The organism is Devosia sp. P1_H9 (assembly GCF_056405135.1).
Map to the genome: position 1 here is coordinate 42,308 of NZ_JBFUCQ010000005.1, position 13,071 is coordinate 55,378.

Here is a 13,071-nt window from a genome sequence, read left to right on the forward strand (position 1 = left end):
ACTCAGTCTTGGAACGGGTCCTGCACCAGAATGGTATCCAGCCTCTCAGGACTGGTGGAGAGCATGGCGACCGGCGCCCCGATCAGCTCCTCTATGTACCTGACGTACTTAACCGCCTGTGCCGGGAGTTCCGACCAGCTTCTCGCCCCTGCCGTAGTTTCCGACCACCCCTCTAGGGTTTCGTAAATCGGCTTAACAGCAGCTTGTGCTCCCATTGAGGCAGGCAAGTAGTCAATTCTTTGACCGTCGAGCTCATAGGCCACGCACACTTTGAGCTCTTTGAGGCCGTCTAGAACATCCAGTTTCGTCAACGCGATGCCGTTTATCCCCGACGTTCTCACCGTCTGACGCACCAGCACCGCGTCAAACCAGCCGCAACGGCGCGGCCGGCCGGTGTTTACGCCGACTTCGCGACCAACAGTCGACAGGTGCCGGCCGATTTCATCATCGAGTTCGCACGGGAACGGGCCCTCGCCGACGCGGGTCGTGTAGGCCTTGGTAATCCCCAGCACATAGCCGATCGCCGTCGGGCCGAGACCCGAGCCGGCCGCCGCCTGCCCCGCCACGGTGTTGGAGGAGGTGACGAACGGATAGGTACCGTGATCGTTGTCGAGCAGCGCGCCCTGTGCCCCCTCGAACAGGATGCGAGCGCCCGAGCGCCGCTTTTCGTCGAGCAACCGCCAGACCTGGTCGACGTAAGGCAGGATCTTGTCGGCGACTTCCATCAGCTCGTCGTAGAGCGCCTGAGCCGAGAGCTCGGCCATGCCCATGCCGCGGCGCAGCGCATTGTGGTGCCCGAGCAGCCGCTCGATCTTGGGCATCAGCGTATCGGGTTCGCTGAGGTCGCAGACACGGATCGCACGGCGACCGACCTTGTCTTCATAGGCCGGGCCGATGCCGCGACGGGTGGTGCCGATCTTCAGCCCGGAATTGCCGCTCTCGCGCACCGCGTCGAGCTCGCGATGAAGGCTGAGGATCAGCGGCGCATTGTCGGCGATCTTCAGGACCTCGGGGGTGACGTCGATCCCCTGGGCGCCGATCTTTTCGACTTCCATGACGAAATGATGCGGATCGACCACCACGCCGTTACCGATCACGCTCAGCTTGCCGCGCACTACGCCCGAGGGCAGCAGCGCCAGCTTGTAGCTCGTTCCGTCGATCACCAGCGTATGACCGGCATTGTGACCGCCCTGATAGCGCACCACCACGTCGGCACGCTCACTGAGCCAGTCGACGATCTTGCCTTTGCCTTCGTCACCCCACTGGCTGCCGACGACGATCACATTTGCCATGCGCTTATTGCCCCTCAGGAAGCGGCAGCCCGGCCGGGCCTGGTGCCGGCGGACCGCAAAGATCAGTTTCGATTTCGCTGCAAGCTGACCGGGCGACTCCCAATGGGGAAGTCCGAGGTAGTTGCGGACGTCCTTTAGAGCAGTCCATCTCAGATGACAAATCCCGTTGCGTCGCACCCCCTAGCAATCACGGATAGTCACACCCATGTTACCGCAACCCAGCGCGCCAACCCGAGAATCTGAGGTCAGTATTATGCCCCTCTCGACTGCCGCGAATGCCCTACGCCTGCCCGCCGGATCCCCCGGCCGGGTCATCACTGCGACTGATTCCGACTACGACAAGGCCCGTACCGTCATGTATGGCGGCTATGACAAGCGGCCCGCTGCCATCGTTCGCGTGGCCGATGCTGCCGACATCGCAGCCGCCATTGCCCATGCCCGTGATAACCGCCTTGAGCTCGCCGTACGCAGCGGCGGCCACAGCGGCGCCGGCCACTCGACGACGCAAGGCGGCCTCGTCATCGACGTCCGCGATCTGACCGAAATCGACATCGACCCCGCCGCCCGCACGGTCTGGGTCGGTGCCGGTGTCACCGCCATCGCACTCACCGAGGCCCTTGCCCCGCACAACCTTATCGTCGGCTTCGGCGATGCCGGTACGGTCGGGATCAGTGGCATCACCCTGGGCGGTGGCGTCGGCTACCTCGCCCGCAAGTACGGCCTTTCCATCGACTCGCTGCTCGCCGTTGAGCTCGTCACCGCCGACGGGAAGCGCCTGCTCGCCGATGAAGCCAACCATCCCGAACTGTACTGGGCGCTGCGTGGTGGCGGCGGCAATTTCGGCGTGGTCACCCGGTTGAAATTCCAGTTGCACCCCCTGCCCGCCTTCACCGGCGGCATGCTGGTGCTCCCGGCGACCGCCAAGACCATTGCCGGCTTCGTCGCTGCAGCCAAGGCGGCGCCCGAGGAGCTCTCGAGCATCGCCAATGTCATGCCGGCTCCGCCGATGCCGTTCCTCCCCGCCGAGCAGCACGGCAAGATGGTGATCCTTGCCATGCTCGCCTTTGCCGGTGAGCCCGAGGCGGCCGAGAAAGCCCTCGCCCCGTTCCGCGCCCTCGCCACGCCACTGGCCGATTTCGTCAAGCCGGGGCCATACGCCAGCATGTATCCGCCGGAGGATCCGGACTACCACCCGACCGCGACGGCGCTGAACCTGCTTGTCGACCACATCGGAACCCCGGAAGCGGAGACGATCATCGGCTATCTCGAGGAGTCCGACGCGAGCCTCCGCGTCTGCCAGATCCGCGTGCTCGGCGGCGCTGTCGGACGAGTGGCCCCCGCGGCCACTGCTTATGCGCACCGCAAGAGCCCGATCATGCTCAACGTCGCCGCCTTCTACGACGGCGAGGCGGACAAGCCCACCAAGGAAGCCTGGGTAGCCGACTTCTCTAAAGCGCTCAACCGGGGCGATGACGGCGCCTATGTCAACTTCGTCGCCGACGAGGGTCCGGCCCGCACCCGCGCCGCCTATCCCGGCGACACCTGGGACCGGCTGAGACAGGTGAAACGGGTTTACGACCCGGAGAATCTGTTCCGGCTCAACCAGAACATCCCGCCGGCCTGAGGCCACTCGCGCCCGGATGTCCCAGCACATCCGGGCGCCCGTTTCATTCCTGATCCGGCGCTGAGCGGCGCATTCATTTGCCGTTCAATCCGCCGCCCCTAGAGGCCTGCGCTCCAACGCAAACCTCAGCGAGATTTCAGGGAATGGACAAACGCTTTCCGCTCGAAGACCAGATCGACATGCTGGCTTCGAGCCTGCGCGGCCGGGTGATTACGCCCAGCGAAGCCGCCTATGACGAGGTGCGCACCGTCGCCCTCGGTAACTTCGACCGGCGCCCGGCGGCGGTGATCCGTGTCGCCAACGTTGCGGACGTGGCGGCAGTGATCAACTTCGCCCGCGCCACCGATCTCGAGCTGGCGGTTCGCAGCGGCGGCCACAGCGTCGGCGGCCATAGCGGCACCGATGGCGGGCTGGTCATCGACCTGCGCGACCTCAACGGCATCGAGGTCGACGGCGAGACGAGCACCGTCTGGGCGGGCACCGGCCTCACTTCGGGCGAAGTGACCCGCGCCGTCGAGCAGCACGGCCTGATCGTCGGCTTCGGCGATTCCGGCACCGTCGGCATCGGTGGCCTGACGCTGGGCGGCGGCATCGGCTACATGGTGCGCAAGCACGGCCTCACCATCGACTCCCTGCTGGCGGGCGAAGTGGTGACGGCGTCCGGCGACATCCTGATCGCCGACGAGACCAACCACCCCGACCTGTTCTGGGCGCTGCGCGGCGGCGGCGGCAATTTCGGCGTGGTGACGCGGCTGAAGTTCAAGCTCAACCCGCTCCCGTCCTTCGTCGGCGGTCCGCTTGTGCTGCCGGCGTCGGCCGAGAACGTCGCGAAGTTCGCGGCGCTGGCCGATGCTGCACCGGATGCGCTTTCCACCATCGCCATGGTGATGCCCGTCCCACCGGTGCCGTTCGTGCCGGCCGAATACCATGGCAAGCTGGCGCTGATCGGCATGATGGCCTTCTCGGGCACGCCCGAAGCCGCGGCGCTCGCCCTGGCGCCGTTCCGCGCCATCGCTGCGCCGATCGCCGACCTGGTGCGGCCGGCGCCCTACTCCAGCATGTACGCCATGGATCCGCCGCCCGAGATGCGCCCAGCGGTGTCGTGTCGCTCGCGCTTCGTCGACCATGTCAGCGTCGAGACCGCCGCAAAGATGCTGGCGGCGCTCGAGGCCTGTCCGAGCCCGATGAAGATGGGCCAGATCCGCGTCCTCGGCGGCGCATATTCCCGGGTCGCCACCGAGGCGACGGCCTTCGCGCACCGGCGGAGCAAGATCATGGTGGCCTTCCTCGCCATGTATGAGGGCGGCGCCGACGTCACGGCCCACTTCGACCGCTGGGCAACCGACGCCATCGGCACCGTGCGGCAGGACAACTCCGTCGCCTACGTCAACTTCCTCGGCATCGAGGGTGGCGAAGGCCTCCGCGCCGCCTATCCCGGCTCGACCTGGGACCGCCTGCGCCAGATCAAGGCCAAGTACGACCCGGAGAACCTGTTCCGGCTCAACCAGAACATCCCGCCGGCCGCCTGACGGGCTGGCGCGACGCACCAAGGCTGACTAAGTTCGCGCGTTCTTCGGCCGCCGCCCACGGTGGCGGCCGATGCCCGAACCAGACGGCCCCAATGACCAACTCCTCTGCCACGACCGGCGCCCGGGCGTTCCACGCCCTGATGGATCGCCCCTACCTGATCCTCGTCCTCACCACGCTGTTCTGGGGCGGCAATGTCGTGGCCGGCAAGCTGGCGGTCGGCCATATCGACGCGCACTCGCTGATGATCCTGCGCTGGACCGGCGCACTGCTGCTGGTGCTGCCCTTCGCCATCGGCCCGCTGAAGCGCGACTGGCCGGTGATCCGGGCCAAGTGGTGGCTCTACCTGTTCTACGGCGCGGTCGGCTTCGCCACCTTCAACGTGCTGGTCTACGTCGCCGCCTATTACACTTCGGGCGTCAACACCTCGCTCGAGCAGGTGGCGGTCAACATCTTCGTCATCATCCTCAACTTCGCGCTGTTCCGCACCCGGGTGCGCAGCCTGCAACTGCTCGGCGTGCTGATCACCATCCTCGGCGTGGCAATCATCGCCACCCACGGCGACCTCGCCCGCATCCTGAAGCTGGAAGTGAACTTCGGCGACCTCCTGGTGATCCTCGCCTGCTTCGCCTACGCCATCTATTCGATCGCGCTGCGCTGGCGCCCGCAGACCCACTGGCTGAGTTTTCTCGCCGCCACCTGCACCGGCGCCATCATCGCCTCGCTCGTCTACCAGGCCACCCTCGGCAACGGCACCGCGGCTCTCCCCGCCAACCTCGCCGCCATCGACATGCAGGGCTGGCTGATCGCCGCCTACACAGTGATCTTCCCCTCGGTGATCTCGCAATTGCTCTACGTCCGCGGCGTCGAACTCATCGGCTCCAACCGCGCCAGCCTGTTCGTCAACCTGATCCCGCTATTCGGCACCGTGGGCTCGGTGATCGTGCTGGGCGAGGCGCTGCAGCCGTTTCACGTCATCGCAGCGGTGCTGGTCGCCGCCGGAATTGTGCTGGCGGAGTTCTCTGCGCGGAAAAATTCTTCGCCCAACTAATCCCCACTCTCTCCAACCATGCGATTCTGCCCCCGTCACCCACACGGGCGCGGTCGCGTACGGACGGTCGGTGGGGCGACTTCGGTGCTGGGGGAGCCGTCCCCTGGCGGCCGCGGCTATGGGCACCCATCCACCGTCCGGGCTAGCGCACGGCGTGCGAACGCTTCCTCATGGTCCCCGCAAAAACCCGAATAGTTCCGGCGTGGCGACGGCCTTTCATTTGCGGACTACCCGCGTGGTCGAACCCACGCCGGAACCGCCCGATCTTTGAATCTACCGAAGCCCATGGGCTGTCGGGCGCATCGTCGCGCCCTCAGCTCGCCGCCAACGACGCCAACAGCGCCGCCGTCTCGGCATCCGCCGGGAGGAACGCCTCGATCACCAGTTCGCTGAGGGTGATCTCGGTGGGCGTGCCGAACACCGTGGTGGTGGAGATGAAGCTGGCGACGGCGTCGCCGAAGCGCATCTTCATCGGCACGAATACGCCGCCATGCTCGTCGCGACCTTCGTGGCCGGCGGGGATGCTGGCGATCTCGCGCAGCTCTTCGAGCAGGTCGGCGATGACGGGATCGCCGCTTGCTTCGAGCTGGGCTGCGACCCGGCGCAGGATGTCGCGGGCCCATTCGTCGTAGTTGACGATCAGCTTTCCCAGCCCCTCCGGGTGGAGGCTGAGGCGAAGCACGTTGATTGGCTCCTGCAGCAGCTCGGGATTGGTGACCTGAGCCAGGAACGGCGTCGCGGCGGCATTGGCCGACACCAGGTTCCAGCCGCGATCGACTGCGATGGCCAAGTAGGGCTCGTAGGCCTTGAGCACCAGATCAACGGCAGCGCGCGCCGGCGCCAGATCTGGGTGATCGAGCCGCCGCTCCGGGTAGACCGGCGCGTAGCCCGCTGCCAGCAGCATCAGGTTGCGTATCCGCAGCGGCACGCCGAGGCCGGCGGCGATGCGCAACACCACCTCGCGGCTGGGGACCGAGCGGCCGCTTTCGATGAAGCTGAGGTGTTTCTGGCTGAGCTCGATCTCGAGCGAGAGCGCCAGCTGGCTGAAGCGCCGATGCTGCCGCCAGTCGCGGATGTAGTCACCGATGGAACGGTCAGAGGCCGTGGCTTGTGCGTGTGTCATGTCGAGGACCCTAACCGGTCGCGCCGTCGGTTCAATTACCTCTGCGTTAGTTGAGACGAGGAAGCGGGAGGTAGAAATGTGTCGCCGTCACTCACGAACCCCCGACGGAGAAACGAAATGAACCTCGTCCGCTTTGCCTTTGTTGCCGACGCCGTTGCAACCGTTGCCACCGGCGCGCTGCTCGCCATCGGCGGCAGCCTCCTCACCGGCCTGACCGGCCTGCCGGCAACCGCGACGCTGCCGCTCGGCCTGTTCCTCATCGCCTTTGCCGCGTTCGTCGGCTGGGTCGGCATGCAGCAGCAGACGCCGCGCAGTGCCGCGATGCTGATCGTCATTGTCAACGCCGCGTGGGTCGTCGGCAGCGTCATCGTGCTGCTGGCCGGCACGTTCCCCCTGACCCTCCTCGGCGTGGCTTTCGTCATCGCCCAGGCCGTCGCGGTTGCGGCGCTAGCCGCCCTCCAGTGGATCGGCCTCGGCCAGGCTCGCGCCCTCGCCTGAGGATTGCGGGCCAGCAAAACCGTCCTCGCGGGTGCACCGCGAGGGCGGTTCTCGCCGCTAGTGCCAATCCCGGTCTCCCAGAGACGGCCGGCGCGACAATCTTGGCCCGAGCGAGACGATGAAATCGGCGACCGCCCGCACCCTGGCGGTCCGCGCCAGGTCGCGGTGCATCACCAGCCAGGCATCGATCGAGATCACCTGTTCGGGCGGCACCACGCAAACGAGGCCCTGATCGCCGTCGGCGCCGAAGCACGGCAGAATGGCGAGGCCCAGGCCGGCTCGGCAGGCATCGAACAACAGTCGCGTCGTGTTGACGCGCAGCGCAATGTGCGCGCCGGCCGCATGCTCGGCCAGCCAGGCCCCACCCCGAAGGTTGGCCATCTCCTCGATCCACGAGATGATCTCGACCTTGCGGAAATCCACCGCACCCTCTTCCAGGTGCCTCGAAACGACATAGCCAGGCGAAGCGTAGACCGCGAGATCGACCGCCCCCACCCGGCGCATCAGCAGTTCCCCCTTGTCCGGCCGTACCGTCCGCAGCGCCAGGTCGGCATCGCGGCGCGTCAGGCTCGAGAGGTCAAGGCGCGCCAGTACCTCGAGCGAGATCAGGGGATGGTAGCTGCAAAAGCTGGGCAGGGCCGGCACGATCACCATCGTCGCGAGATCTTCGGTGGTGGCGACCCGCACCCGACCCGCGAGCCGCTGGTCAGCGCCCATGGTCTCGCGTTCCAGTGACAGCACCGCCTCTTCGGCCTCTTCCGCCTTGGCGAGGACAGCGGTGCCGGTTTCGGTCAAGAGGTAGCCAGTGGACCGGCGCTCGAACAGCTGTGCGCCGAGCTTCTCCTCGAGCGCCTCGACATGTCGGCCGACCGTCGCGGCACTGCTCTTGAGGGCCCGGGCCGCATCGGTGAGGCTGCCGGTGCGCGCCACGGCGAGAAAGTGCCGGAGATCATCCCATTCCATGGCAACCCCAGAAATGAAAAACGGCCTATCAGTCTTTGCTGTAGCACGTGAGCGGACCACGGCGCGAATGTGGCGATGGCAATAACTTCAACGCCAGGGAGGTCTGAATGCAGGTGGTACGCGAACAATCGAATGACGTGATGCTCAAGCCGAAGTTCCTGACGCCGGAGGCGGGGCTGCGGCTGCAGTCGGGTCCCGGGCGCGATCTCATCTTCAAGGTGACCGGCGAAGACACGGCCGGAAAGTTCGACTACTTCGTCGTCGAGGTGGCACCCCATGGCGGCCCGCCCCTGCACGTCCATCATCTGCAGGAGGAAACGCTGCAGGTGCTGAAGGGGCGTTTCAAGGTGCGCTGCGGCGAGCAGACCGCGATCGTCGACGAAGGCGGTTTCGTCTATCTGCCCGCCGGCGTGCCGCACGCCTTCCTCAACCTCACCGACGAGCCGGCGGAGGTGCTGGTGGTCTACGTGCCTGGCGGCGGCCACAAGTTCTACGAGGAACTGGGCCCCGTGGCGCGTGCCGCAAATCCCGACCGGGCGGCTATCGCGGCCGTGTTCACCCGCCACGGCATGACCTTGCTCGGGCCGCCGCTGAGCCGCGACTGACCAACAGGCGAGGCGCTGCAAACGTCCCCGTGGGAGACCGCGGGGACATTGCATTTTGGGTCGAAGATTGGCCGGTCCCGGCGCTGCTGACAGGCTCTGTCAGCAGCGCTGGCGCAATGTTCTGGGGCCGGCAGAGACCGGCACCGAAACAGCGAGGACGACCGAAAATGCCCCTGACCCGTCGATCCCTCATCCAGTCCGCCGTAGCCGCAGCACTCGTGCTGGCGTTCACGGCCATCGCCAATTCAGCCGCCCGAGGAGAGACCGCCATGTCTACCGCCAAGACGTCCACCGCCAAGCCCCATAAGATCGCCATCGCCGACGCCGACATCGCTGACCTCAAGAACCGCCTGCGCAGCGCCCGCTGGCCGGTAGAAGTCGCCCCCGACACCTGGGAACGCGGCATTCCCGGCGGCTATCTCCGCCAGCTCGCCGAACGCTGGGAGGCCTTCGACTGGCGCGCCAAAGAGGCGGAGCTCAATCAGTACGACCAGGTGATGCTCGAGTTCGAGGGCGAGCAGATCCACGCCTTCCACATCCGCTCGAAGCACGCCGATGCGACCCCGCTGGTGCTCTGCCACGGCTGGCCGAGCTCGGGCATCGAGTACCTGAAGCTGGTCGAGCCGCTGACCAATCCGACGGACGGCAAGGACGCCTTCCACCTGGTGATCCCGACCGCTCCCGGCTTCGGCCTATCCCCTGCCCCGCGCCAGCCCGGCTGGACCGCCGGCAAGACGGCGGCAGCTATCGCCGAGCTGCTCAACCAGTTCGGCTATGATCGCTTCGCCATCCACGGCACCGACATGGGATCGGACGTCGCGGCGCAGCTTGATGTGCTGACCAACGGCCGCGCCATCGGCCTCCACCTCGGCACCGATCTTGACAGCGTCATCGCCGTAGCCTCGTTCATGGGCGGCGACTTGAGCCAGAACCCGGCGCTTTCCGACGAGCAGAAGCAGCGGGCCGGCGCTCTGCTTGCGAAAGTCGCCGATCGCAACGGCTACATCGCCATCCAGTCGACCCGCCCCAAGACGCTCGGCTACGCCCTCAACGACTCGCCCATCGGCCAACTGGCCTGGATCGCCGAGAAGTTCGAGGCGTGGACCAACCCGAACAAGACGACGATCGAGGACGCGGTCGATATCGACCAGTTCCTGACCAATGTGAGCCTCTACTGGTTCGGCGGTGGCGGTTCCGCCTCGGCGAATGCGTTGTGGGAGGCGTTCAAGGCCATGGGCTGGGCGCCGCCCAGCGCCACGCCGCGCGGTGTCGCCGTGTTCAACGCCAGCGACCTGGTCCGCCCGCTGTTCGACCCGCAGCACCAGATCGGCCACTGGAGCGAGTTCGCCGAAGGCGGGCACTTCCCGGCAATGGAAGAGCCGGCCCTGCTGGCCGGCGACCTGCAGAAATTCTTCCGCCCGCTGCGGGGCTAAAACAAGAAGGCCGGGCACTGGGCCCGGCCTTTCGTTCTTACTGGAAGGCCAGAGCCTTGGCCTGCTTGACGCCGGGCAAACCGGCAATTTCGCTGAGCTGCTCGGCGGTCACCGAACCATCGATCGACAGGAGCGCGATGGCATCGCCACCCACCTCGGCGCGGCCGAGGTTGAAGTTGGCGATGTTGATGCCGAGGTTGCCGAGCAGCGTGCCGAGGCGGCCGATATGGCCCGGCTTATCCTCGTTGGTGACGTAGAGCATCGCCGGGGTCAGCTCGGCGTCCATGTTGATGCCCTTGACCTGGATGATGCGCGGCTTGCCGTTGGCGAAGATGGTGCCGGCCAAGCCCCGTTCCTGCCGCTCGGTGATCACCGTGAGTCGGATGTAGCCCTCATAAGCGCCCTGCTGGTCGCGGGTGATGATCTCGACATTGATGCCGCGATCCTTGGCGATCTGCGGGGCCGAAACCATGTTCACCTCGGCCACCTGCGGCTTCAGCACACCGTTGATCGCGGCTGCGGTCATCGGCTTGGTGTTGAGCGCGGCGACATTGCCCTCGTACTCGATGCGGATGCCCTTGATCGAGGTCTCGGTCAGCTGGCCGGCGAACGAGCCCAGCGCTTCGGCGAGCTTGATCCACGGAGTGAGGCGCGGCGCTTCCTCGGCGGTGATCGAGGGGAAGTTCAGCGCGTTGGCGATCTCGCCGGTGTTGAGGTAGGCCGAGATCTGCTCGGCCACCTGCAACGCCACGTTCTCCTGCGCTTCGGTGGTCGAGGCGCCGAGGTGCGGGGTGGCGATGAAATTGTCCAGCTCGAACAGCGGGTTGTTCTGCGCCGGCTCCTCGACGAACACGTCGAACGCGGCGCCGGCGACCTTGCCCGACTTCAGCGCTTCGTAGAGCGCCGCCTCGTCGACGAGACCGCCGCGGGCGCAGTTGATGATGCGGACGCCGGGCTTCATTTTCTCGATCGCCGCGGCGTCGATAATGTTACGGGTGGCATCGATCAGCGGCGTGTGCAGCGTGATGAAATCGGCGCGCTTCAGCAGCTCGTCGAGCTCCACCTTCTCGACGCCGATCGCCTGGGCGCGCTCGGGCGTCAGGAACGGATCGAACGCCACGACCTTCATCTTGAGGCCCTGCGCACGGTCGGCAACGATCGAGCCGATATTGCCGGCGCCGATGAGGCCGAGGGTCTTGCTGGTGACTTCGACGCCCATGAAGCGGTTCTTCTCCCACTTGCTGGCCTTGGTCGAGGCGTCGGCTTCGGGGAGCTGGCGGGCGAGTGCAAACATCATGGCGATGGCGTGTTCGGCAGTGGTGATCGAGTTGCCGAAGGGCGTGTTCATCACGATGATGCCGGCCTTGGTGGCGGCGGGGATATCGACGTTGTCGACGCCGATGCCGGCGCGGCCGATGACCTTCAAGTTCTTGGCCGCGCTGAGGATTTTTTCGGTGACCTTGGTCGCCGAGCGGATCGCGAGACCGTCATACTGGCCGATCACCTCGAACAGCTTGTCCTTGTCCTTGCCGAGATCGGGCAGGTAATCGACGTCGATATTGTTGTCCTTGAAGATCTGGACAGCGGTCTTCGACAGCTTGTCCGAAACGAGAACCTTGGGCATGTCGCCCTCCTCTTGCCGCGGGAATGCCACGCGGATGAATGGAAATCGATGGAAAGGACCGCCCCTGTTCCAGGGAAAGGAGCGGTGAAGGTCGTGAACTTCTAGGCTGCTGCCTTGGAAAGTGCGGCCTTCTCCGTCGCGAAGGCGAAATCGAGCCACGGCGTCAGCGCCGCGAGGCTATCGGCATCGACGGTCGAGCCCGCCCAGATGCGAAGACCGGTCGGGGCATCGCGATAGCCGCCGATGTCGTAGGCGACGCCGGCCTTGTCGAGCCGCGAAACGATCGCCTTGGCGAAGGCCGCCTGCGCGTCCTCGGAAAGCGCCGTGATCTCCGGATCGGAGATGACGAGGCAGACCGAAGTGTTCGAGCGCTCGGCTTCGTTCTTGGCGAGGAAATCGACCCACGGGGTCTTCGCCACCCAGTCGTTCAACACCTTGAAGTTGGCGTTGGCGCGCGCCTGCATACCCTTGAGGCCGCCAACCGTCTTGCCCCACTCCATCGCGTCCACCGCGTCCTCGATGCAGAGCATCGACACGGTGTTGATGGTGGCGCCCTCGAAGATATCGGCCATGAGCTTGCCGCCCTTGGTCATGCGGAAGATCTTGGGCAGCGGGCGATCCGGCTTGAAAGTCTCGAGCCGCTCAACGGCGCGGGGCGAAAGGATCAGGATACCGTGCGCGGCTTCACCGCCGAGCGCCTTCTGCCAGGAGAAGGTGACGACATCGAGCTTTGCGAAGTCGAGATTCTGCGCGAAGGCGGCCGAGGTTGCGTCGCAGATGGTGAGGCCCTTGCGGTCGGCCGGGATCCAGTCGGCGTTCGGGACGCGGACACCCGAGGTGGTGCCGTTCCAGGTGAAGACCACGTCGTTGTCGAAGTTGACGGTCTTGAGGTCCGGCAGCTCGCCATACGGCGCCTTGAGGACACGGACATTATCGAGCTTCAGCTGCTTCTGGACGTCGGTGACCCAGCCTTCGCCGAACGACTCCCAGGCCAGCATGTCGACACCGCGAGCGCCGAGCATCGACCACAACGCCATTTCGACGGCGCCGGTGTCGGAAGCGGGGACGATGCCGATCAGGTAGTCGGCGGGCACTTCGAGCAGCTCGCGGGTCAAGGCGATAGCCTTCTCGATGCGCGCCTTGGCGGGCTTGGCCCGGTGCGAGCGGCCGACGAGCGCGTCGGCAAGCACGTTCACCGTCCAGCCAGGACGTTTGGCACAGGGGCCCGACGAAAAATTGGGGTTAGCCGGTTTCACTGCCGGCGCAGTCAGGGGCAAATCAGCCATGGCGACCCTCCCAGGTCGAAAGCCTCACGTTAGGGTGAGGTGTCC

At 66.0% G+C, this 13,071-nt stretch carries 11 protein-coding genes; 6 read left to right on the forward strand and 5 right to left on the reverse strand.

Annotation, left to right across the window (positions count from 1 at the left end; translation table 11 throughout):
- Positions 1-2 precede the first annotated feature (2 nt).
- Positions 3-1,292 carry an adenylosuccinate synthase gene (locus tag AC1DYL_RS10905; RefSeq protein WP_477149787.1) on the reverse strand — a complete coding sequence of 430 codons (1,290 nt, stop codon included), beginning with the start codon at positions 1,290-1,292 and terminating at the stop codon, positions 3-5.
- Between the two features lie 253 nt (positions 1,293-1,545).
- Here AC1DYL_RS10905 and AC1DYL_RS10910 point away from each other — a divergent pair, with 253 nt between their 5' ends.
- From AC1DYL_RS10910 to AC1DYL_RS10920, 3 genes are all read left to right on the forward strand, one after another.
- Positions 1,546-2,916, forward strand: coding sequence for an FAD-binding oxidoreductase (locus AC1DYL_RS10910; protein ID WP_477173152.1), 1,371 nt, complete (start codon positions 1,546-1,548; stop codon positions 2,914-2,916).
- Between the two features lie 143 nt (positions 2,917-3,059).
- Positions 3,060-4,445, forward strand: a complete 1,386-nt coding sequence (locus tag AC1DYL_RS10915) for an FAD-binding oxidoreductase (RefSeq protein WP_477173153.1) — start codon at positions 3,060-3,062, stop codon at positions 4,443-4,445.
- A gap of 92 nt (positions 4,446-4,537) precedes the next feature.
- Entirely contained in the window at positions 4,538-5,494 is a 957-nt protein-coding gene (locus tag AC1DYL_RS10920) for a DMT family transporter (protein WP_477173154.1), read from the forward strand.
- Between the two features lie 313 nt (positions 5,495-5,807).
- Here AC1DYL_RS10920 and AC1DYL_RS10925 read toward each other — a convergent pair whose 3' ends face one another.
- Entirely contained in the window at positions 5,808-6,617 is an 810-nt protein-coding gene (locus AC1DYL_RS10925) for a helix-turn-helix domain-containing protein (RefSeq protein WP_477173155.1), read from the reverse strand.
- 117 nt (positions 6,618-6,734) lie between these two features.
- Here AC1DYL_RS10925 and AC1DYL_RS10930 point away from each other — a divergent pair, with 117 nt between their 5' ends.
- Positions 6,735-7,115, forward strand: a complete 381-nt coding sequence (locus AC1DYL_RS10930; RefSeq protein ID WP_477173156.1) for a hypothetical protein — start codon at positions 6,735-6,737, stop codon at positions 7,113-7,115.
- 57 nt (positions 7,116-7,172) lie between these two features.
- On the opposite strand, the gene AC1DYL_RS10935 is transcribed toward AC1DYL_RS10930, so the two are convergent.
- On the reverse strand, positions 7,173-8,078 hold the full coding sequence (locus AC1DYL_RS10935) for a LysR family transcriptional regulator (RefSeq protein ID WP_477173157.1): 906 nt from the start codon (positions 8,076-8,078) through the stop codon (positions 7,173-7,175).
- A 107-nt stretch (positions 8,079-8,185) separates the two neighbouring features.
- Between AC1DYL_RS10935 and AC1DYL_RS10940 the strand changes: the two genes are divergently transcribed.
- Complete coding sequence (locus tag AC1DYL_RS10940; RefSeq protein ID WP_477173158.1) at positions 8,186-8,683, forward strand: cupin domain-containing protein; 498 nt, start codon at positions 8,186-8,188, stop codon at positions 8,681-8,683.
- Between the two features lie 269 nt (positions 8,684-8,952).
- A complete protein-coding gene (locus tag AC1DYL_RS10945; protein WP_477173159.1) occupies positions 8,953-10,116 on the forward strand; it encodes an epoxide hydrolase family protein in 1,164 nt (387 codons plus the stop codon).
- Between the two features lie 37 nt (positions 10,117-10,153).
- On the opposite strand, the gene serA is transcribed toward AC1DYL_RS10945, so the two are convergent.
- Both serA and AC1DYL_RS10955 read right to left on the reverse strand, forming a co-directional pair.
- Positions 10,154-11,740, reverse strand: a complete 1,587-nt coding sequence (gene serA, locus AC1DYL_RS10950) for a phosphoglycerate dehydrogenase (protein ID WP_477173160.1) — start codon at positions 11,738-11,740, stop codon at positions 10,154-10,156.
- 101 nt (positions 11,741-11,841) lie between these two features.
- The gene (locus AC1DYL_RS10955) at positions 11,842-13,026 is read right to left on the reverse strand and encodes a phosphoserine transaminase (protein ID WP_477173161.1); all 1,185 of its coding nucleotides are present in this window, start codon (positions 13,024-13,026) and stop codon (positions 11,842-11,844) included.
- Positions 13,027-13,071: the final 45 nt, after the last annotated feature.